This window comes from Haliea sp., assembly GCF_041395985.1.
GTDB lineage: Bacteria > Pseudomonadota > Gammaproteobacteria > Pseudomonadales > Halieaceae > Haliea.
Window position 1 is genome coordinate 351,319 of the sequence record NZ_JAWKZJ010000001.1, and the last position, 21,095, is coordinate 372,413.

Genomic DNA, 21,095 nt, shown 5'->3' on the forward strand with positions numbered 1-21,095 from the left:
GCCGGACCATGATGCAATGGCTTGAAACCGCGGTAGCCCTTTTCCCGGCCGGCGTGGTCGTGGCCCTGACGGGGGCGCTGATCGGTGCCGGCTACTGGCTCGCCAGGCGCCAGGATGCGGGCACGGAGACCCTGCTGTTCCAACTCGGTGTGTGGCTGACAGGCTCCGCCGGCATCATTGCCTGCGTGGTCGTGCTGCCGATCAGCGATGAGACCCAGGGACAGATTCTGGGCTTGCTGGGGGTTCTGCTCACCGCGGTGATTGCGCTCTCATCCACGACCTTCGTTGCCAACGCCATGGCGGGAATCATGTTGCAGACCACGCAACCCTTCCGCCCGGGCGACTACCTGCGGGTGGGTGAGCAGTTTGGCCGGGTCACCCGGCGCTCGCTGATCAACACCCAGTTGCAGACCGAAATGCGTGACATGACGACATTGCCGAACATGTTGCTGGTCGCGAATCCAATCACCGTTATGCACCGCGACGGCACCATCATCTCCGCAGAGGTGTCATTGGGCTACGACATACCCTACACCGACGTTCAGGACCTGTTGTTGCAGGCCGCGGAAAACGCCGGCCTCAGCGATCCCTTTGTCCTGCTGCTGGAGCTGCTGGATCACGCCGTGCTGTACCGGATATGCGGGTTCCTGACCGAAAGCAAGACGCCGCTCACCGCACGCTCCAATCTGCGCAAGAACATGCTGGAACAGTTGCACGGACACGGCATCGAGATCGTCTCGCCGAGTTTCGTCAACCAGCGCCGGCAGGACCCGGCCAGCAAGGTCATCCCCGCCACACCGGTGATGCATGCCGGCACATCCCGCCGCGCAGAGGCGGCACCCGAGGAGCGCATTTTCGACAAGGCGGAGGAAGCTGCCACACTGGAGCAGTTAAAGGACGAGCGCGGCGCCACCAAGGAAGCACTGGCCGCCGCCATCGACCGGCGCGAAGCCGCGGCAGACCAGCAGAAACCTGCGTTGGAGGAGGAAGTTCGTCAACTGGAGCTGCGCGATGCCTGGCTTCAGGAGCGCATTGAGCAGGAAGAGGAACCGAAGAGCAAAACCTCGTAGCCAGGCGCGCTACAAGTCCACCTCGCGCTGAAAGTCACGCTCGATACGTTGCTGCTGCTCAAAGCGGGATACACCGTTGAGACGCACGCTGTCGCGCATGCGCTGCTGGAACCGCTGCCGGCGGTAATCAGCCACCAGCCGCGGAAAGCGCTCCGCCTCCAATTCCCCGGCAATCAGTGCCTCGATGAACGCAATATCAATACCCACGCGATAGGCAATACGACTGGGACGGATCTTGTGGGCATGGAACTCCGCGACAATATGCAGCTGCCGTTCCCTGCTGTAGTGGCACTCCCGCGAGTACCCGTAGGGGGGCGACGGGGTGCGCGTGTCCACCGCGGGTGACTCGGTGGCGTACCCCGGGCTGGCGTGCCCCGGAACCGCAGCGAACGGCCGCGTGCTGTCAGTGTCTCTGCTCATGGGCGTGTTGTAACAGGCGCACCGTACTTTGCCAAGCCCGGACAACAGCGCGCGGCCGTACAGTCCGGGTTGCGTCAGGCTGTGGTGGCCACAATAAACCCGTTGCTGCGGTTATCATTGTCTCCGGCGCCTTCTATACTTGAGTGTTAGGTCAGGCCGACTCGAGGATAAGAGCCATGAATGCACCACAGAGTATTGGATCCATAGAGGACATCGAACAGCGCATGCAGCAGGTCCTTGATGCGCAGCGCCAGGATTACCTGCGCGAGGGCGTGGTCTCTGCCGAGACGCGCATCGACCGCATCGACCGCGGCATTGACGTGCTGCTCAAGTACCAGGGCAAAGTGGTCGACGCGCTGAACACCGATTTCAGCTGCCGTGCGCGCGAGGTCAGCCTGCTGACCGACGTTGCCGCCTCGGTCACGCCCCTCAAGCATGCACGCAAACACCTGCGCAAATGGATGAAGCCGCAGCGACGGCCCACCATGTTTCCGCTTAACCTGCTCGGCGGGCGCTCCCGCATCGAGTACCAGCCACTGGGTGTCGTCGGTGTCATCTCACCCTGGAATTTCCCGGTCAACCTGACCTTTGGACCGCTGGCCGGCATACTTGCCGCAGGCAACCGCGCGTTGATCAAGCCCTCGGAGTTCACTCCCGCCACCAGTGAAGTGATGGCCGAGATGGTCGCCGAAGCCTGGGATGAAAAGGAAGTCGCGCTGTTCACCGGGGGGCCGGAGGTCGGCCAGGCTTTTTCCGGGCTGGCCTTCGACCATCTGCTGTTCACCGGCGCCACCTCGGTTGCGCGGCACATCATGGCCGCCGCCGCACGCAACCTGGTACCGGTAACGCTGGAACTGGGTGGCAAGTCTCCCGTGATCATCTCCCGCAGTGCCGACATTGAGAAAAGCCTGGAACGGATCATGCTCGGTAAAACCCTGAATGCGGGACAGATCTGCCTGGCGCCGGATTACCTGATGGTGCCCGAGGAAAAACTGGACGAGGTTATCGCCGCCGCCCAGAAGGCGGTAAGCGCCATGTATCCCACCATTCTCGACAACCCGGAGTACACCGCGGTGGTCAACCAGCGCCACTATGAGCGTCTGACAGGCTACCTCCGCGAAGCCGAGGAGCGCGGTGTAAAGACGATTCCGATCAACCCGGCCGGCGAGAACTTTGCATCGGGTGAAGGCAGCCGCAAGATTCCACCCACACTGATTCCACAGCCGGCGGAAGACCTGAAAGTCATGCAGGAGGAACTGTTCGGCCCGCTGTTGCCGATTCGCACCTACAAGGACTTCAACGAAACCATCGACTACGTCAACGCGCATCCCAGGCCCCTGGCCGCCTATTACTTCGGGCAGGACAAGAGCGAGGAACGCGCGGTGCTGACGCGCACCACCTCCGGCGGTGCCTGCATCAACGACGTCATCATGCACATCATGCAGGAGGAACTGCCCTTCGGCGGCGTGGGTCCCAGCGGTATGGGTGCCTACCATGGCGAGGAGGGGTTCCGCACCTTCAGCCATGCCAAGTCGATCTATCGCCAGGCGGGCGTGAATGTGGGCAAACTTGGGGGCATGCTACCGCCCTATGGCAAAGCCACAGAGAAAACCATCAGTATGCAGGTCAAGAAGTAACGGGCGAGGCGGGATGAGGCGCCTGCAGCGGCTTCGTCATCTCGCCCTGATCAGCGCTATCCTGCTACCATGGGCGGCTATGACAGCCGCCGCTTCCCTTCCCATCGTGATCGCCCACCGCGGCGCCAGCGGCTATCTGCCGGAACATACCCTCCCGGCCAAGGCCATGGCCCACGCGATGGGTGCCGATTTCATCGAACAGGATGTCGTGCTGACCCGCGACGGCGTGCCCGTGGTGCTGCACGACATCCACCTGGACGCCACCACCGACGTCGCGGCGCGCTTTCCCGACCGGGCGCGGGCTGATGGGCGCTACTACGCGATTGACTTCAGCCTCGACGAGATCCGCAGCCTGCGCGCGCAGGAACGACTGGGCAGCGACGGGCAAGCGGTCTATCCGGGTCGCTTCCCGGCGCACACGGGGAATTTCCGGGTGCCGACACTGGCCGAGGAGATCGACCTTATCAGCGGCCTCGACCACAGTCGCCAGCGCCGCACCGGGCTCTACATTGAACTCAAGGGCCCCCGCTTTCATCGCAACGAGGGCCAGGATATTGCCCTGCGGGTGCTCGAGGTATTGCGGGAGAAAGGCTACGACCAACGCACGGGGCAGGTATTCCTGCAGTGCTTTGACGATGCCACGTTGCGCTATCTGCGACACGAGCTGCAAACGCCCCTGCCCCTGATCCAGCTCATTGCCGACCCGGGCTGGGGCGAGGACAGCGCCGTCGACTATGCGTTTCTGCAAACTGCCGCCGGGCTCGACGACGTCGCCCGCTATGCCGACGGCATCGGTCCGTGGCTGGAACAGATCTACCTGGGCCGCGATGCCAACGGCGAGCCGCTGCTCAGCGACCTGGTTGCGCTGGCCCATGCCCGTGGCCTGCAGGTGCACCCCTATACGTTCCGCGCCGATGCATTGCCCGAGGGGATCGACAGCTTTACCGCCCTTCTCGACCTGTTCTTCAATCAGGTGGGCGTGGACGGGGTCTTCACCGACTTCCCCGACCTCGCCCGTGATTTCTTGCAGGATCACCGCCAACACAGGAACCAACAGTGACACCCAAAGTGAATCGCCGCACCAAGATCGTGGCTACGATCGGCCCCGCCAGCGAGTCGGAGGACATGATCGCTCGCCTGATCCATGCCGGCGTCAACGTTTTTCGCCTGAATTTCAGCCATGGCTCGGCAATGCAGCACGCGCGGGTGGCAGAGCGCATTCGCAAGCAGGCCGCGCTGGCCGGACGCTATGTCGGCATTCTCGCCGACCTGCAGGGCCCCAAGATTCGCATCAGCACCTTCCGTGACGGTTCCGTCAAACTGGAAAACGGGGATCGCTTCCGGCTTGACCTTACCGTAGGCGAGGGCGAAGGCGACGCCAGCTGCGTGGGACTCGACTACCGGGAACTGACCCGCAGCGTATTCCACGGCGACACCCTGTTGCTGGACGACGGCCGCCTGCGGCTGCGGGTAGATGAAGTACTCGATAGCGCCGTGGAGTGCACTGTACTGGTCGGTGGTACGCTGGGCTCGCGCAAGGGTATCAACCGTCTTGGCGGTGGCCTGGCTGCGCCGGCACTGACGCCCAAGGACATTGCCGACATCGATAGCCTCGCCGAGGTCCGTCCGGATTTCGTCGCCGTGTCTTTCGTCTCCAGCGCCCAGGATATTTTCCAGACCCGCGAGTTACTCCTCGCGCACCAGTTGACCTCCGCCATTATCGCCAAGATAGAGCGCGCCGAGGTGGTGTACGACGATGCCACGCTCAACGGTATCATCGATGCGTCCTTCGGCATCATGGTAGCGCGCGGTGATCTGGGCGTGGAGGTCGGTGATGCAGAGCTCATTGGCCTGCAGAAGACGCTGATCTCCCGGGCGCGCAAGATGGACCGGGTGGTGATCACGGCAACCCAGATGATGGAATCCATGATCAACAGCGCGATGCCCACACGCGCTGAAGTGTTCGACGTGGCCAATGCCGTGCTGGACGGCACCGATGCGGTTATGCTCTCGGCCGAGACCGCGGTCGGCAGCTTTCCGGTCGAGGTGGTCACCGCCATGGCCGAGGCGGCACTGGGCGCCGAGCGACACCCGGTGGCCCGCACCTCGCGCTACCGCCTGGACAAGCAGTTCGCCAGCGCCCAGGAAGCCATCGCCATGTCCGCAATCTATGCGGCGAACCACTACAGCGCCGTGCGCGGCATTGCCTGCCTGACGGAGTCGGGAACCACGCCGCTGCAAATGTCGCGCCTGTCATCCGGTCTGCCGATTTTCGCACTCAGCCACCGCAGCGAAACCCTGCAGCGTCTCTGCCTCTGCCGTGGCGTTGTTCCGCTGTTCTTCGATGCCAGCGTATTCGACCCCGAGACCATTGAGGCCAGTGCAATCGAGTTTCTCTGCGACGAAGGCCAGCTGCACAAGGATGACGCCGTTCTCCTGACCAAGGGCTCTGTGATGGGCCGCCCGGGGTCGACCAACATCATGAAGATACTGTCGGTGCCGTGAACGGAGAGATCGCGGGATTGCGACTGGTAGCCGATGTGGGGGGTACCAACAGCCGGGTCGCCCTGTTCAACCCGGCTGACGGCAGCCTGCACGCGCTGCGCGACTACCGGAACGCAGACCACAGCGATTTCGGTGCCGTGCTGGAAACCTGGTTTCAGGACGCACGCGCGGCGTCGCCGGAGGCGGCCTGTATCGCCGTAGCGGCACCGCCGAGCGGCGATACCGCACGGATGAGCAATATCAACTGGGTTTTGCACGGCCCGCAGCTGGCGCGGCAGTTCGGTATCGGCAGGCTGCGACTGATCAACGACTTCCAGGCCAATGCCTTCGCCCTCCCGCAGCTGCGGCGGGAGGACTGCTACACCCTGCAGCTAGGCGACACGGCCGTGCCGCGCCGCCTCGCCGTACTGGGGCCGGGTACCGGCCTGGGCGGCGCTGTTCTGGAAATGCGCGCGTCCGGACCCCACGTCATTCCCTGCGAGCCCGGGCAGATGGATATCGCACCGCGTGACGCACTACAGGCAGCTCTGTGGGCGGTACTGCAGCGGCAGCACCCGCGCATATACGCAGAGCTGCTGCTGTCCGGTGCAGGGCTGCAGCGGCTCTACCGTGCGCTGGGGGAGGTCGAGGGCCGGGCTACGCACAACCTTGAGGCCGCCGGGATTACCACGGCCGGACTGGCCGGGAGCGACCCCCTGTGTGTGGCGGCGCTGGAGCAGTTCTGCGCCCTGCTGGGGGCCGCCTGTGCCAACTTCCTGCTGGCGAACGGCTGCTATGAGGCCCTGTATCTGGCGGGTGGCATTTTACCCCGCATGCTGGCGTTCCTGCAGGAAAGCCCCTTTCTGGCCCGCTTTCACGATACCGGGCCCCTGCAGGCGACGCTGCAGCGCACCGCGGTGAACGTCATCACCCACCGCCATCCCGGGCTTCTGGGGGCGGGGTATGCGCCGCTTGCCGATGCAGGCGACTAGCGGCTGCAAACACGTAATATTGCCCAAAATATTTCGCTGGCAGCGGATACCAGCTTTAAAACCCGGTGCTAAACTCTTGGGAGCTGAGCAATCAGTGGTATTTATGCGCGTGGTCGAAGTTCCCTTAAGTTCCTCGGTACGTTGAACATAAATAGTGACTAACCCCTGGAGCCCCGAACCGGGCTTTCCCATGTTATACAGGTAACACATATGTCTACAGAAACCGGCACCGTTAAGTGGTTCAACGAGACCAAGGGATTCGGCTTCATCGAGCGCGAAAACGGCCCCGACGTATTCGTACACTTCAGCGCAATCAAGGGCGATGGCTTCAAAACCCTCGCGGATGGCCAGAAGGTACAATTCACCGTCACCAACGGTCAGAAAGGCCCCCAGGCAGAGAACGTTACACCGATCTAAGCCAGGGTTTTCCAGACCACAAAAAAGGGAGCGCCTGGCGCTCCTTTTTTTGTGGGGCGGATCGCGCCGCCCTAGCCTTCCTGCAGCTGACGCTGCCGATCCAGTTCGGAATCCATGTACTGGATCCACTGGGAGGCGTACTTCGCTGAACGCTCATCGCGCCCGGCGGCCTTGAAGGCTTCACGGGCCTTCTCGTACTGCTTGTCGTTGAAGTAGGCCATGCCCAGCACCAGACGCGCTGTATCCGGCCGCTTGACGCCGCCGCGGGCAAGGCCCTTGTTGATCGCATCAATGGCCTTCTTGAACTCGTCGCCATCCAGATAGATGTTGCCGAGGCGCGCATACAACTCGCCGTCCTCGGAGCGCGCTGCCGCTTCAGCCATCGCCGGGATCGCCTTGTCGATTTCCTGGGCCTGACGGTAGGCGTTACCGAGAATTTCGTAGTTGCGCGAGGTCGCCTCTATCGACTTGTTGCCCAGCCCTTTATCGATCACCTTGGCCGCCTTGTAGGGCACCTCGGCATTCAGGTACAGGTAGGCCATGGTGACCTGCTCAGAACCCTTGTCGAGCATGTTCTGGACGTAGGCAGCCTCCATGGCAGCGAGCTGCTCGCTGTCACGCTTCTGCTCGCCATACATATGGGACAGCTGAACCCAGTACTGTTTGTCAGGATAGTGCGTCAGCAGCTCTTCCAACACTCGCACAGCGTTGGTGACGTCGTTCTTGTCGAAGTACAGGAAGCGCGCCAGGTTATACCACTGCTCCTTCGGTATCTTGCCCTTGTCCTTGTACATGCTGATCGCTTTCTCAACATTGTTCAGGGATTTCGGGTAGTCGTTGAGCTGATAGTAACCCTGGGCCAGCAGGACATAGGCGTCCTCCGGCGGGTTATCGGTCATGGCAAACCACGCAAGCAGGGCGTTCACGCCCTGTTGCCACTGCTCCTGCACGAAGTACAGCTGGGCGATGGTATACCGGGTGTTGATTTCCATCGCCAGCGGAATGTCAGGCTGACGCACGACATTCTCATAGGCCTGCAGGGCCTTGTTGTAGTCTTCACGGGAATAATGAATGAAGGCATACAGGTTGTAGACGTTCGCCAACTCGTAGCTGTTCAACTCATTCTTGCCGCCAGCGCCGAGCATTTCGTCCAGCACACGGGCGGCTGTGCCGAGATCCTGTGCCTCTGCTGCGGCCTGCGCCTCGGAGAGTTTTTCATAGACCGCGTTGCGCAGCGCCGGGGTTCGACGTGTCTCACGCTGGTCACCGCCACCTTCCTGGGCAACGGCCGCTGCCAGGGGAGCAAGGCCAAAATCAGCAGCGGCCCGATCCAGCAGGACCGGGGTTGCGGCGAGGGGTAACGCCAGCATCGCAGAGCGCAGCCAGCGTGTGGGATCGTACAGTTTCATAACGCTCACTGTTCCAGCTCGTAGGTGAATTTGTTTTGGACGCCGGCGACCTCAATCGGTTCGCCATCGACCACCCGCGGCTTGTACTTGAACTTCTCCGCTGCCTTCACCGAGGCTGACTCGAATACCCCTGAAGGCTGGCAATCCACCGGCCGTGGATCGCGGATTGAACCGTTCCGGGTCACCGTATATTCCACGATGCAGTAGCCGCTGATGCCGCGGGTCTGGGCGCGACGCGGATAGACCGGCGCAACCTTCACGATCGGCAGGTATTCGCCGTCACCACTGGACATGCCGGTGGAGCTGATGGATACGTCCACACTGGCGCGTGGCGCGGTATTCACCACATTCATGTCCATGTCCATGTCGATATCCGGGGTATCCAGCTCTGGTGGCGGCTCCTCGGGATCCTCTACTTTCTCTGGCTTCTTCTGCGCCACATTAACTTCGATTTCAGTCTCGGGAACGACGATATCCGCAATCTTGCGATTCTCGATCTCTTCCTGCTGGTATTCCCGGCTGATCAGGCTCTGCATGACGAAAAACAGGCCGATCGCTACAGGGATCGCTACCAGTGCACCCACCAGTACCCTAACAAAGCTGCTGCCCATTTCGTTTACACCTCGTCGTCCGTTGAAATACAGGGCGGAGCCGTGAGCAGCGGACGAAGCTCGTCAACCAGCTGTTCAACCGCAAAGGCGGGCGTATCGCGATCCACCTGTACCACAATGTTCGCCTGAGGTGCCTCTTTCTTGGCACCCTCTGCCAGGCGCGCCGCGCGATCCAGGGACACGCGGTTCTTGTCGTAGTAGATATCCCCACGGTCGTCGACCGCGAAGATAATCGTGCCCCGCACACAGGCTTCCGTAGTTGTCGCCTGTGGCTTGAACAACTCCACACCCGGCTCCTTCACGAAGGAGGACGTCACGATGAAGAAGATGAGCATAATGAACACGACGTCCAACATGGGCGTCAGGTCGATATTGCCCTCGTCCGCCGCAGTCTTTCTGGCTGCGTTATCTCGAATGCTCATGGATCCTATTTCCCTTCGCTGGCCCAGTTGACCGCGCCAGCACCGGCTTCACGTGCAGCGTCCGCCACATCCACGACCGCTCCGGCCTTGGCACCTTTTTCGACCTTGATTGTGACCGCTTGTTCCGGGTCATTGGCGAGCAGGCGCTGGATATTCGCCCGCACCGCCCGGGCGTCAACCCGCCGGTTTTCCATCCAGATCTGGTTGTCGCTGCGAATGTTCACCAGAATACTGGTGGCGTCGCTCGGGTCCGACTTCGCGCTGTCCGGCCGGCTTACTTCAATGCCGGCTTCCTTGATAAACGAAGCGACAACGATGAAGAAGATCAGCATGATGAACACAACGTCCAGCATCGGCGTCAGGTCGATTTCTGCCCCTTCTTCTTCCTGCTGTTTTGCAAGTCTGCGCATCTGATTGTTACCTGTCAGCGCCCGATCAGTGATCGGACGTCAAGTTATCCTGTAGGAATTCCTGCTCCCGCGCAGCCACGCGGTTCAGATAGGTGTTCGCGAACAGCCCGGACAGTGCAGCCACCATGCCTGCCATGGTGGGGATCGTGGAACGCTCCACCCCGCCCGCCATGGACTTGGCGTCGCCACCACCCGTCACCGCCATCACGTTGAACACCTCGATCATGCCGGTCACCGTGCCCAGCAGACCCAGCAGCGGGCACAGTGCGACCATGGTGGTGATCACCGGGAGGTTGGCGTTGATGGCCTCGCGACTTTGGGACAACAGCCGGGCGCGGATCTGCTTGGCATTCCACGACTTGCGCTCGCCGCGACCCTCCCAGGTGTTGATGATGGCGCGAGCTTCCTTGCGCCAGGCGAACGTGAAGTACCACAGCCGCTCGAAAATCAGCGTCCACATCACGAACACCAGGATGGCGATGAGCCAGAGCACATCCCCGCCCTTGTCCATAAAGGCGAGAACACCGTCAAAAATTCCTCCCGACATGGTCGAACCTCTGCTTATTTGCCGCTGGATTCAGAGTGCTCGGCTACAATCCCGGTCGCCTGCTCGTTCAACACGTGGATGATGCGCTGGGCGCGGCCATTCACGATGGTGTGCAGCAGTACAGTGGGGATGGCAACCAGCAGACCCAGTACGGTGGTGACCAGTGCGGAGGAGATACCGCCTGCCATCGCCTTGGGATCGCCCGCGCCGAAGATGGTGATCGCCTGGAAGGTGATGATCATACCTGTCACCGTACCGAGCAGACCCATCAGCGGTGCCACCGCGGCGATGATCTTCAGCAGGGTAAGGCCGGACTCCAGCTTCGGCGTTTCACGCATAACACCCTCGGACATCTTGAGCTCGAGTGTTTCTGCATCCATGCCCGGGTTGTCCTCGTGGATTTTCAGCACGCGACCCAGCGGGTTGTTGGTGTTGGCAGTTTTGTTCTTCAGCTGGCTGCTCACCTTGGCGCCGACCGCAGACAGCACGATCAGGCGGAAGATGGCCAGGATGAAGGCGAACACACCCACTGCAGTGATCGCGTAACCGACATAGCCACCCTGGTGCCAGCGCTCTTCCAGCGTCGGGCTGTCGATGATAGCCGCGAGGAAGGAACCGCCCGTGGGGCCGGTGGGATCGATGCCGAACTGGTGGATCCCGCTGTCTGCGTTGGCCAGCTCTTTCGCCCAGGCGTTGTAGCGCCCGGCCGGCTGACGCGGCAGCACGCTGAGATTGCCGTTATTGAAGGCCAGGTAGTTGCCATCGGTGTCAATCACGTTGAACGCACCGATCCGCACCACTTCGCGGTCCGCGCGCTCGCCGGTTGCCGTGGCCACTTCGGTATTGAAGCGCACCACGTTGCCGGTTTCAGTGATTTCGCGCAGCATTTCGTACCACACGCGCTCGATTTCCTCGATGCGCGGCAGCTTGTCGGAACCGCTCATCTTGGCGATCAGCTCTTTCAGGAACACTTCACGGTCGGGGTACTGCGAGGATACGAGTGACACCTCGATGTTGGAGGACAGGTCGCCCGCCGCCGCAGTCAGGTGACCGAACAGCTCGGTCAGGGACCCCAGGCGCTCACGCAGCTGTTCCTGCTTGGCGGCGACCAGCAATTCGTTCTCTTCGAACTTGGCTTCCAGCGTGCTGGACAGCTGCTCCTGACGTGTACGTTCCGCTTTCGCGTCCTGCAGGGCCTTGGCCTGGTTCGCCTTGTCAGCGGCGAAGCGACGCTCACGCTCGGCATTTTCGCGGGCTTCCTGTGCCTGGCCCTGTTTGACCAGGCCCAGCAGCTCCTCGAGGCTGGCGGCGTCACGCGCAGGCGCATCCTGAGCCATGGCAACGCCGGATACTGCCAGCGCTCCGCCCAGCACCAGGGCGGAAAAAATCGTGTTAAGCGCTTTCATTATTGAGCCTCCGGTGCAGCAACGGGCATGTTAAGAAGTTCGATGGTCGCCTGACGCTTGGCAATGCGGACGCCTTTGCGGATAGCGTTGGCATAGTCGCCAGAGTCCAGCGGCTCCCAGCTCCGGGTTTCGTTGTTCCAGACACCGCTCTCGGTACCGTCAGTGGTCTGGTAAACCAGGGCGAGGCGCCCGATGCGCAGGAAGTCCACATCGCGCGTGGTGCCATTGATGTCGATGGCGGCGCTGTAGCTGTCGAAACCGCGGCCATACTGCAGCTCGATGTTGTAGGCTTCCAGCACCTGGCGGAATTTCTCGGCAACCGTCAGGTCAGAGCGGTCCACATTGCTGCGCAGGAAGGCAATGCGCTCACGACGCTCTTCGAGGTTGAACGGCACATCCAGTTCGATGAACTGCTCAAGCCCGTCGATCATGCGAATGACCAGCGGGGTCATCTGGCGCTGGATCACCGTCACTTCATTGATCGACTCCTCAATGTCCGCAATGCGGGCCATCTGGTTGTCAATCTGGCGCTGCAGCCGCGCATTGTAGACCTTGAGGCCGTCCACCTGCTTCATGACTGACTTGTAGTCGGACAGGAGGTCGCGCGTCTCATCGGCCAGGCGGTCGATTTTCTGCTGCGACTTGCGCGCCGCCTCGTTGCGGGCTTCCCCCACCTCCAGAACGGAGTCGAGGGTATTGGCTTGCACTGCCGCTACGCCACCCGCGAGGGCGCCGGTCGCAACAAGCGCAGCGATCAATACGTTCTTCAATCGATGCATAGTCATGGGAATTGTGCTTCCTATTTCCGACAAGAGTGATTCAGTGCTGAGATAGCATGGTTCGTTACTATTCAGGTTGCTGTTACGTTTATAGTGAAAAATTAACTAACGGTAAACCGAGGCGGAGACTTTAAACCCAATACCCCGGTATTTTCAATCAATCAAGAGCGCGCCCGCAGGCATTTTTCTCAAACGTGTAGATCGGTGACAATCCAGGCGATGCAAAACGCCTAAAGTAACACTTGTTCGAGTCTGCTAACTATCAGAGTGCGTGCCCCGGCGCTCAAAACAGACGAACGCATAGGCGTATGGGTTATCTTCCGACGCGGGCAGCTCTTCGCGCTGTATTTCCTGCCAGTCAGCCCGGTCGACGGGAGGAAACCAGGTATCACCCTCCACGTCCGCGTGCACTTCCGTAACATAAAGTCGCTGGGCCAGCGGCAATGCTGCGGCATAAATCGTCGCTCCGCCGATCACCACCAGCTCGTCCACACCCTCCGCGCGCGCCAGCTCACGCGCCAGTTCCAGGGCGGCCGGAACCGAATCGGTCACGGTCACACCCTCGACCTGCCAGCCAGGCGTGCCCGTGACGACGATATTCGGCCTGCCCGGCAAGGGCCGGCCGATGGATTCGAAGGTCTTGCGGCCCATGACCACTGGTTTGCCGAGGGTCGTGCGCCGGAAATGCCGGAGATCTTCGGGCAGGTGCCAGGGCAGGGCGTTATCGCGGCCAATCACGCCGTTGGCGGCCACCGCCACCATCAGTGCCACGCGTATGGCCACCGCTAAACCGCCACCGGTGCCGGAATATGCGGATGGGGGTCGTAGCCCACCAGGCGGAAATCCTCGAAGCGGTAGTCGTAAATAGTCGGTGGCCGGCGCAGGATCTCCAGCTGCGGCAGTGCACGCGGCTCACGCGCCAGCTGCTTACGCACCTGCTGCAGGTGATTGCTGTAGAGGTGCGAATCCCCGGTGGCGATAATGATTTCCCCGGGCACCAGATCACACTGCTGCGCCAGCATCATGGTCAGCAGGGCGAGGCTGGCCATGTTGTAGGGCAATCCCAGGAAGGAGTCGCTGGAGCGGATGTACAGCTGCGCCGACAGACGCCCCTCGGCGACATAGAACTGGTACAGGAGGTGGCAGGGCGGCAGCGCCATACGCCCGGCGCGGGCGTTGTCCTGCGGGCTCAGGGTTTCATCGGGCAGGAACTCCACATTCCAGCCGTGAAACAGAATACGCCGGCTGTCCGGGTTGTGCCGCAGGCACTGCAGCACGTAGTCGATCTGATTGATGGTGCCGCCGTCCCGGGTTGGCCAGGCGGTCCACTGGGCACCGTAAATCGGGCCGAGATCGCCACTCTCTGTTGCCCATTCATCCCAGATGCTGACACCGTTTTCCTTCAGCCACGCGATATTCGTATCACCGCGCAGAAACCACAGCAGCTCGTTGACGATGCTCTTCAGGTGCAGCTTCTTGGTCGTCAGCAGCGGAAACCCGTCCGCCAGGTTGTGCCGGAACTGGCGGCCGAACACGGACAAGGTCCCGGTGCCGGTGCGGTCGCCCTTGGCGACCCCGTTGTCGAGAATATCCTGCAGCAGCGCGTGGTACTGCTTCATGCGACTTTCCTCCCACTGCCCGCAGGCGTCTGACGGTGATAGGCCCACCACAACAGGAATAGGCCCAACGCAATCATCGGCAGGCAGAGCAATTGGCCGCGGGTCAGCCAGCCAAAGGCCTGGAAGCCGATGTGCGCGTCCGGCTGGCGAAAGAATTCCGCGACGAACCGCAGGCAGCCATAGCCGACCGCGAAGAGTCCGGAGGTTGCCCACATTGGCCGGGGCCGGGCACTGAACAGCAGCAGGATAACAAACAGCAACACCCCTTCCAGGGCAAACTGATACAGCTGCGACGGGTGCCGGGCCAGCTGCAGTGGGTCCGCCGGGAACACCATGGCCCAGGGCACGTCCGTCGGGCGACCCCAGAGCTCCTGGCCGATAAAATTACCGAGGCGGCCCAGCGCCAGGCCCATCGGGGTCAGCAGCGCGGCGAGATCCAGCACCGCACCGAATGCGAGGCCGCGACTGCGGGCGAACCAGGCGACCGCAATGATCACCCCGATCATCCCACCGTGAAAGGACATACCGCCCTGCCAGACCCGCAGCAACCACAGCGGATCCTGCATCAGGCGCTCACCGCCGTAGAACAGGGCGTAGCCAATCCGCCCGCCCAGAACCACCCCCAGGGCGCTGAAGAAAATCAGGTCGTCCACCTGCGCCCGGGACAGGGGCACGTCCGGACGCGCGCTGCGCCGCACGCCCAGCCACCACGCAAAGGCCAGACCAGCGAGGTAGGCCAGCCCGTACCAGTGCACCTGGATCGGTCCCAGAGAAACGGCGACGGGGTCGATATCAGGGTAAGGCAACATGGCGTTGTTCCCGAGTAAAAAGATGCAGAGTATGACAACGGTCCAGCGCTGTCGCGCGCCGGGCGAGCGAGCGGGCATTATCCGGCACGCGCGCGCGATTCACAATTCTCACCGCGGATGGCACGATGGTCAGCCGGATTAGGGAAGACACGGCATGTGCCTGATTGCTTTTGGCTGGAAAGTCCTTACCGATACACCGCTGGTGCTGGCGGCCAATCGGGACGAATTCTACCGCCGGCCCACCGCCGCAGCCGGATTCTGGCAGGAGCACCCGGCAATGCTGGCAGGGCGCGATCTGGAGGCTGGCGGCACCTGGATGGGCGTAACGCGCAACGGACGCTTTGCCGCGGTCACCAACTTCCGCGACCCCGCGCAAACCGCACCGGCCGCACGCTCCCGCGGAGAACTCGCCGTCAATTTCCTCACGGGGGAAACCACGCCGGAGGACTATCTGCGCAGTCTGGCCGCTGCCGCGGACGACTACGCGGGGTTCAATCTGCTGGTCGGGACCGTGGGGGAACTCTGGTATTACAGCAATCGCCTGGGCGACGAGCCGGCAAGGCCCCTGCCTCCCGGCATTTACGGCTTGAGCAATGAACGTCTGGACACGCCCTGGCCCAAGCTGTTGCGCGCCCGCTCACGGCTGTCGGCGCTGATTGACGCCGGCACCCTGGACCACGACGCCCTGCAGACCGCCGTCGCAGACCGCAACCTCGCGCCCGGGCACGCCCTGCATCCGTCGGAGCACGGGGCGCGCATGGACCGCAGGCTTTCCGCGCAATTCATCGTCACCCCTGACTACGGTACCCGGGCCACCACGACACTGACGATACAGCGTGCGGGCAACGGCGCCGAGACCACTATCGCCTGGCGGGAAACCCGGTTTGACCACAGCGGCCAACAGGCCGGGCGCACTGACTACCGGTTCGTTGCGGCACTCAGCCCAGGGGGGCGTGGATAAACTGTTGCAGGCCATGCGCAGCCATGAAGGCCTGCAGACGCAACTGCACCGCCTCGGCGTGCTCCAGCAACATGATCTCCGCCAGCAGTTCGCGCGCCTCGGCGTGGGTCAGGCTGCGCAGGGACTTCTTGACCCGCGGCAAGGCCGTGGCATTCATGGACAGCACCTCGTAGCCCATGGCCATCAACAGCACGGCGGCCAGCGGGTCGCCGGCGAGTTCACCGCAGATGCTCACCGGCTTGCCCTCTGCGACACCGGCATCCGCGACCATACACAGCGCCTGCAGCACCGCCGGGTGATAGGCGTGATACAGGCCGGCGACGCGGGCGTTGTTGCGGTCGACAGCGAGCAGGTACTGCGTCAGGTCGTTACTGCCCACCGAGAGAAAATCGGCGCGCCGTGCCAGGGCCCGCGCCTGGTACACGGCGGACGGCACCTCCACCATCACGCCGATGGGTGGCAGGGCCACCTCGGTACCTTCCTGCACGATCTCCCGGTGACCGCGGTGGATCAGCGCCAGGGCCTCTTCGAATTCCGCGATATTGCTGATCATGGGCAACATGATGCGCAGGTTGCCGTAGCCGGCATTGGCCTTGAGCATGGCGCGCACCTGTGCCAGGAAAATCTCCGGGTGGTCCAGCGTGACGCGGATGCCACGCCAGCCCAGAAAGGGGTTGTCTTCGGCGATCGGGAAGTACGGCAGCGCCTTGTCACCGCCGATGTCCAGGGTGCGCATGGTGACCGGACGCGGGGCAAAGGCGGCAAGCTGCTCCCGGTAGATCTGCCGCTGCTCTTCCTCACTGGGGAAACGGTCCCGCAGCAGGAACGGCACTTCGGTGCGGTACAGGCCGACGCCCTCCGCGCCCTGCTCCAGTGAACGCGTCACATCGGCCATCAGCCCGGTGTTCACCCACAGCGGCAGGCGGTGACCGTCCAGAGTCTCGCAGGGCAGGTCGCGCAGGGACTCGAGATCGCGGGAGACGGCGCGGTCCTGGTCCACCACCTCCTGAAACCGCGCCCGCACCTCCGGCAGCGGGTTAAGGTGTACGATGCCGTTGTAGCCATCGACCACCAGCTCCCGGTCCTGCAGGCGGGTGTAGGGCAGGTCGACAGCGCCCATCACCGTGGGCACACCCATGGCCCGGGCGAGAATGGCGACATGCGAATTGCCTGAGCCGCGCACCGAAATCAGCCCGGCCAGCTGCTCCCGGGGCACCTCGCCCAGGGAGGATGCGGTCAGTTCTTCGCCCACCAGGATCGTCTGTGGCGGGTACACCACCTGCTCAGAGCGGGCCGCGTCTTGCAGGTAAGCAAGCACTCGCGTACCCAGATCCTTCACATCCACCGCACGCTCGCGCAGGTAGCTGTGCTCCATGCGCTCGAAATGGCGGATGTGGCGAATCATCACTTCGCTCAGGGCGCCCTGCGCCCATTGCCCGGCCTTGATCAGGCTCGCCACCTCGCCGCCGATGGCCGAGTCGTCGAGGATGCCGAGGTAGACGTCAAACAGGGCGTGATCCTCGGCGCTCATCTCCCCGCGCAGGTTATCGGAGACGCCCTGGATATCGGCGCGCACACTGGCCAGTGCCGCCTTGAACGCGCGCAGCTCCTGGCGCCGGTCGCTGGCGGTCTTGCGCGGTACCGCATACAGGTCGGCCACCGGCGAAACCACCACTGCGGTGCCGATCGCCACACCCGGCGCACCGGGTATGCCGTTGATCCGCGCCGGGGCCGCAGCGCCCCCGAGCAATTCCTCCTGCACCGCACCGGTAACCCGGGCGTGGGCAATGACCGCCGCCAACTGCGCGGACATGGTCACCAGGAAGGCTTCCTCGCTTTCGTCAAAACGGCGCCGTTTGGCCTGCTGAATGATCAACACGCCCAGTACATCGCGCTGGTGAATGATGGGCACACCCAGGAAGGCGTGGAACGGCTCTTCGCCGAGACCTTCCAGCAGCTGGAAGCTGGGGTGGCTCTCTGCGTCCTCGAGGTTGACCGGTTCTTCCCGCTGGGCGACGAGGCCGACCAGCCCCTCACCCGGCGCCAGGCTGGCCTCGCCCACCTGCAGTGGGTTCAAGCCTTCCGTGGCGCGAAACACAAAACGTCCGCTGGCCTCATCGCGCATGTAGACGCTGCAGACCTCGGTCCCCATGGCATCGCGGACCCGCTTGACGATGATCTGCAACGCATCATTGAGCCCCTCGGCGGCGTTCACCTCCTGCACAATGTTGCGGAGCGTCTCAAGCATCATGGCTGCCATCAGCTGTGCGCATCCGTGAGACGTGCGAGCGGCGGCGCCAGTTCCTTCAGTGCGCGGCGATAGACTTCACGCTTGAACGACACCACCTGGTTCAGGGGGTACCAGTAACTCACCCATTGCCAGTGGTCGAACTCGGGTTTCTGGTTCGCCGTGAGGCACACGGCCTCGTCGGCAGCACGCAGGTGCAGCAAAAACCATTTCTGTTTCTGGCCAATGCACACCGGGTTCTGATCCTTGCGCACAAAGCGCCGCGGCAGGCGGTAGCGCAGCCAGCCCCGGGTGGCTGCGACGACATTGACTGCTTCGGGGCCGAGGCCGACTTCTTCGTGCAACTCGCGGTACAGAGCTTCTTCAGGCGTTTCGCCGGGGTTGATACCCCCCTGGGGAAACTGCCAGGCATCGCGGCCGCCAATACGGCGCGCCCACAGAAGCTGGCCCGCGTCATTGGCCAGTATGATCCCGACGTTGGGCCTGAATCCCTCTGAATCGATCACCGGATACCATCCTTATTATGCGACCGACTATTGTTCCATACTTTCCGGTGTCTGAGAAATTTACTCTGCCGGCACAGCACGCTATTCTCGCGCCCTGCCTGGAGCGCGCCATGACACTTGCCATTTTCGACCTCGACAACACCCTCATCAAGGGTGACAGCGACCACCTCTGGGGTCAGTTCGTCTGTGAACAGGGCCTGGTGGACAGCAGCCGGTTCGCCGAGGACAACGAGCGCTTCTACCGCGATTACCAGGCCGGCACGCTGGATATCGAGGCCTACCTGCGCTTCGCGCTGGGTCCGCTACGCGGGCGCTCACCCGAGGAACTGGCGCCGCTGCACCGGCAATTCATGCGCGAGAAAATCGAGCCCATCATGCTGCCCCGCGCGCGCGCCCTGATCGCCAACCACCGCGAACAGGGGCACCACCTGCTGGTGATTACCGCGACCAACCATTTCATCACGCGGCCCATTGTGGACGCCCTGGGTATCAGCGATCTGCTGGCCTGTGAAGCCGAACTGGAGGAGGGACGCTACACCGGCGAGCCCACGGGTATTCCGTCCTATCACCAGGGCAAGGTGCTGCGCCTGCAGGCCTGGCTGGAAAGCAGGCAGCTGGACCTCGCAGGCAGCTGGTTCTACAGCGACTCCCACAATGACCTGCCGCTGCTGGAGTGCGTCGACTTCGCCGTCGCCGTGGACCCCGATGCGACCCTCAGGGCCCACGCGATAGCCGCCGGCTGGCCGGTTATATCGCTGCGGGACTGAGCCGCCGGCAGAACACCGACTTCAGGTATTCGGTTTCAGGGATCAGCGGGTGGACGGGATGATCCGGCCCCTGACCGCCCTGCTCCAGCACGCGCACGTCACACTCACTGCGCCGCGCCGCGCCCTGTATGGCCAGCAGCAGGTCTGCCCGTGACAGGTGCATGGAGCAGGAGGCGGACACCAGCACGCCGCCGGGGCTGAGCAGGCCCAGACCGAGCTCATTGATCCGCTGGTACGCCTTGATACCTTTCTTGATATCCCTGCGCCGCTGGATAAACGCCGGCGGATCAACAATCACCAGATCGAACTGCCGGCCCTCGTCGCGCAGGGCCTGCAGCACATCGGCGGCCTGCCCCTGGCGCACCGCCACCCTGCTTTCCAGGCCGTTGAGCCGGGCATTCGCCTCCACGCCGGCCAGGGCCGCCGCCGAACTGTCGACACAGAGCACGGCGCTGGCGCCGCAGGCCGCTGCCTGAATTCCCCAGCCACCTATGTAGCTGTAGACGTCCAGCACCCGCTGACCGGGTGCATAGTCCCGCAGGCGGGCCCGGGCCATGCGGTGATCGTAGAACCAGCCGGTCTTCTGCCCCTGCAACACCGGTGCCGCAAACGCCACACCGTTTTCCTGCAGAGGCAGCACCTCGGGCACCTCGCCGAATACCACCTCCACCCGGTCTGCAAGGCCCTGCTCGCGACGACTGCGACTGTCTGCCCGCAGCAGGATGCCGGCGGGCTGCAGCACACGGGCCAGCGCCTCAATGACTGCGGCCTCATGCTGCTCTATTCCTGCATTGTGGAACTGCATGACCAGGTAATCGCCGAAGCGGTCGACCACAAGGCCGGGGATGCCGTCACTGTCGCCGTAGATCAGGCGGTAGCACTGCCCGGGCAGCAACGCCTCACGACTGGCGAGCGCGCGCGCCACCAGGGCGGAGAGCCACTGGCTGGACAGCGCCTGCTCACGGCCGTGGGCGTACAGCCGGGCACATATCAGGGATTGCGGCTCCATGTAGGCAGAGCCAAGCAGGGCGCCGTTGGCGCGACGCACCTGCACCAGGTCACCCGCGGCAAAGGACTGCAACGGGCTGCGCTGGACATCGACTTCGTTGGAAAATACCCAGAGGTGCCCCGCGGCCAGGCGCCGGTCGGCCCCAGCGCGCAGGAACAGGTCGGTGTTCACTCGTCGGCGCAGTGGTTGGCGTAGTCCTCGGCACTCAGCAGTTTCTCGAGTTCACTGGTGTCCTCGGGCTGCAGGCGGAAAAACCAGCCGTCGTTGTACGGGTCGGAGTTAACCGTCTCGGGCTCGTCTTCCAGTGCCTCGTTCACCGCGATGACTTCACCGCTGATGGGCGCATAGATATCCGATGCGGCCTTGACGGACTCCACGACGCCGGCCTCGTCGCCGGCCGCCAGTCGATCACCCACACCGGGCACTTCAACAAACACCACATCGCCCAGAGCCTCCTGCGCGTGGTCGGTGATACCGATCGTCACGGTGCCGTCCTCTTCCAGACGCGCCCATTCATGGCTGCTCGCGTACTTCAATTCACTCGGGGTCATGCTCATGGTGCGTCCTCTCGT

General features: G+C 62.9%; 23 protein-coding genes. 8 read left to right on the forward strand and 15 right to left on the reverse strand.

The window, feature by feature from the left end:
• The first annotated feature begins 8 nt into the window (after positions 1-8).
• A complete protein-coding gene (locus R3E49_RS01545) occupies positions 9-1,070 on the forward strand; it encodes a mechanosensitive ion channel family protein (protein ID WP_371293439.1) in 1,062 nt (353 codons plus the stop codon).
• A 9-nt stretch (positions 1,071-1,079) separates the two neighbouring features.
• Here R3E49_RS01545 and R3E49_RS01550 read toward each other — a convergent pair whose 3' ends face one another.
• Positions 1,080-1,490 carry a hypothetical protein gene (locus tag R3E49_RS01550; protein WP_371293440.1) on the reverse strand — a complete coding sequence of 137 codons (411 nt, stop codon included), beginning with the start codon at positions 1,488-1,490 and terminating at the stop codon, positions 1,080-1,082.
• A 176-nt stretch (positions 1,491-1,666) separates the two neighbouring features.
• Between R3E49_RS01550 and R3E49_RS01555 the strand changes: the two genes are divergently transcribed.
• The 5 genes from R3E49_RS01555 to R3E49_RS01575 all read left to right on the forward strand — a co-directional run bounded on the left by R3E49_RS01555 (position 1,667) and on the right by R3E49_RS01575 (position 7,020).
• The gene (locus R3E49_RS01555) at positions 1,667-3,127 is read left to right on the forward strand and encodes a coniferyl aldehyde dehydrogenase (RefSeq protein ID WP_371293441.1); all 1,461 of its coding nucleotides are present in this window, start codon (positions 1,667-1,669) and stop codon (positions 3,125-3,127) included.
• Positions 3,128-3,140: 13 nt separating this feature from the next.
• Positions 3,141-4,187: a glycerophosphodiester phosphodiesterase gene (glpQ, locus tag R3E49_RS01560; RefSeq protein ID WP_371293442.1), complete on the forward strand. Its 1,047-nt coding sequence runs from the start codon at positions 3,141-3,143 to the stop codon at positions 4,185-4,187.
• The gene (gene pyk, locus R3E49_RS01565) at positions 4,184-5,632 is read left to right on the forward strand and encodes a pyruvate kinase (protein WP_371293443.1); all 1,449 of its coding nucleotides are present in this window, start codon (positions 4,184-4,186) and stop codon (positions 5,630-5,632) included. Before glpQ ends, pyk begins: the two co-directional genes overlap by 4 nt.
• Positions 5,629-6,603, forward strand: a complete 975-nt coding sequence (glk, locus tag R3E49_RS01570) for a glucokinase (RefSeq protein WP_371293444.1) — start codon at positions 5,629-5,631, stop codon at positions 6,601-6,603. The genes pyk and glk overlap by 4 nt, the downstream gene beginning before the upstream one ends.
• A 210-nt stretch (positions 6,604-6,813) precedes the next feature.
• Positions 6,814-7,020, forward strand: coding sequence for a cold-shock protein (locus R3E49_RS01575; RefSeq protein WP_290740386.1), 207 nt, complete (start codon positions 6,814-6,816; stop codon positions 7,018-7,020).
• A 71-nt stretch (positions 7,021-7,091) separates the two neighbouring features.
• On the opposite strand, the gene R3E49_RS01580 is transcribed toward R3E49_RS01575, so the two are convergent.
• The 10 genes from R3E49_RS01580 to lgt all read right to left on the reverse strand — a co-directional run bounded on the left by R3E49_RS01580 (position 7,092) and on the right by lgt (position 15,032).
• Positions 7,092-8,429, reverse strand: coding sequence for a tetratricopeptide repeat protein (locus tag R3E49_RS01580; RefSeq protein ID WP_371293445.1), 1,338 nt, complete (start codon positions 8,427-8,429; stop codon positions 7,092-7,094).
• 5 nt (positions 8,430-8,434) lie between these two features.
• Positions 8,435-9,040 (reverse strand): energy transducer TonB, encoded by a 606-nt coding sequence (locus tag R3E49_RS01585; RefSeq protein ID WP_371293446.1) that lies wholly within the window; start codon positions 9,038-9,040, stop codon positions 8,435-8,437.
• 5 nt (positions 9,041-9,045) lie between these two features.
• A complete protein-coding gene (locus tag R3E49_RS01590) occupies positions 9,046-9,462 on the reverse strand; it encodes an ExbD/TolR family protein (protein ID WP_371293447.1) in 417 nt (138 codons plus the stop codon).
• A gap of 5 nt (positions 9,463-9,467) precedes the next feature.
• Positions 9,468-9,872, reverse strand: coding sequence for a biopolymer transporter ExbD (locus tag R3E49_RS01595; RefSeq protein WP_290740396.1), 405 nt, complete (start codon positions 9,870-9,872; stop codon positions 9,468-9,470).
• A 25-nt stretch (positions 9,873-9,897) separates the two neighbouring features.
• Positions 9,898-10,419 (reverse strand): MotA/TolQ/ExbB proton channel family protein, encoded by a 522-nt coding sequence (locus R3E49_RS01600; RefSeq protein WP_371293448.1) that lies wholly within the window; start codon positions 10,417-10,419, stop codon positions 9,898-9,900.
• A 14-nt stretch (positions 10,420-10,433) separates the two neighbouring features.
• Positions 10,434-11,825: a MotA/TolQ/ExbB proton channel family protein gene (locus tag R3E49_RS01605; RefSeq protein WP_371293449.1), complete on the reverse strand. Its 1,392-nt coding sequence runs from the start codon at positions 11,823-11,825 to the stop codon at positions 10,434-10,436.
• A complete protein-coding gene (locus R3E49_RS01610; protein WP_290740404.1) occupies positions 11,825-12,610 on the reverse strand; it encodes a DUF3450 domain-containing protein in 786 nt (261 codons plus the stop codon). Before R3E49_RS01610 ends, R3E49_RS01605 begins: the two co-directional genes overlap by 1 nt.
• Positions 12,611-12,859: 249 nt before the next feature.
• A complete protein-coding gene (locus R3E49_RS01615) occupies positions 12,860-13,366 on the reverse strand; it encodes a dihydrofolate reductase (RefSeq protein ID WP_371293777.1) in 507 nt (168 codons plus the stop codon).
• A 23-nt stretch (positions 13,367-13,389) separates the two neighbouring features.
• Positions 13,390-14,223 carry a thymidylate synthase gene (locus R3E49_RS01620; protein ID WP_371293450.1) on the reverse strand — a complete coding sequence of 278 codons (834 nt, stop codon included), beginning with the start codon at positions 14,221-14,223 and terminating at the stop codon, positions 13,390-13,392.
• Positions 14,220-15,032 carry a prolipoprotein diacylglyceryl transferase gene (gene lgt / locus R3E49_RS01625; RefSeq protein ID WP_371293451.1) on the reverse strand — a complete coding sequence of 271 codons (813 nt, stop codon included), beginning with the start codon at positions 15,030-15,032 and terminating at the stop codon, positions 14,220-14,222. The genes R3E49_RS01620 and lgt overlap by 4 nt, the downstream gene beginning before the upstream one ends.
• A gap of 154 nt (positions 15,033-15,186) precedes the next feature.
• On the opposite strand from lgt, the gene R3E49_RS01630 reads away from it, so the two are divergent.
• Positions 15,187-15,993 carry an NRDE family protein gene (locus R3E49_RS01630; RefSeq protein WP_371293452.1) on the forward strand — a complete coding sequence of 269 codons (807 nt, stop codon included), beginning with the start codon at positions 15,187-15,189 and terminating at the stop codon, positions 15,991-15,993.
• Here R3E49_RS01630 and ptsP read toward each other — a convergent pair.
• On the reverse strand, positions 15,971-18,241 hold the full coding sequence (gene ptsP, locus R3E49_RS01635; protein ID WP_371293778.1) for a phosphoenolpyruvate--protein phosphotransferase: 2,271 nt from the start codon (positions 18,239-18,241) through the stop codon (positions 15,971-15,973). The two genes, R3E49_RS01630 and ptsP, sit on opposite strands and share 23 nt — an antisense overlap.
• 11 nt (positions 18,242-18,252) lie before the next feature.
• Positions 18,253-18,747, reverse strand: coding sequence for an RNA pyrophosphohydrolase (locus R3E49_RS01640; RefSeq protein WP_290740415.1), 495 nt, complete (start codon positions 18,745-18,747; stop codon positions 18,253-18,255).
• 110 nt (positions 18,748-18,857) lie between these two features.
• Here R3E49_RS01640 and R3E49_RS01645 point away from each other — a divergent pair, with 110 nt between their 5' ends.
• The gene (locus R3E49_RS01645; protein WP_371293453.1) at positions 18,858-19,514 is read left to right on the forward strand and encodes an HAD family hydrolase; all 657 of its coding nucleotides are present in this window, start codon (positions 18,858-18,860) and stop codon (positions 19,512-19,514) included.
• Here the strand turns inward: R3E49_RS01645 and R3E49_RS01650 are convergent.
• Together R3E49_RS01650 and gcvH are read right to left on the reverse strand one after the other, a co-directional pair.
• Positions 19,495-20,694 (reverse strand): class I SAM-dependent rRNA methyltransferase, encoded by a 1,200-nt coding sequence (locus tag R3E49_RS01650; protein WP_371293454.1) that lies wholly within the window; start codon positions 20,692-20,694, stop codon positions 19,495-19,497. The two genes, R3E49_RS01645 and R3E49_RS01650, sit on opposite strands and share 20 nt — an antisense overlap.
• The gene (gene gcvH / locus R3E49_RS01655) at positions 20,691-21,080 is read right to left on the reverse strand and encodes a glycine cleavage system protein GcvH (protein ID WP_371293455.1); all 390 of its coding nucleotides are present in this window, start codon (positions 21,078-21,080) and stop codon (positions 20,691-20,693) included. The genes R3E49_RS01650 and gcvH overlap by 4 nt, the downstream gene beginning before the upstream one ends.
• Positions 21,081-21,095: the final 15 nt, after the last annotated feature.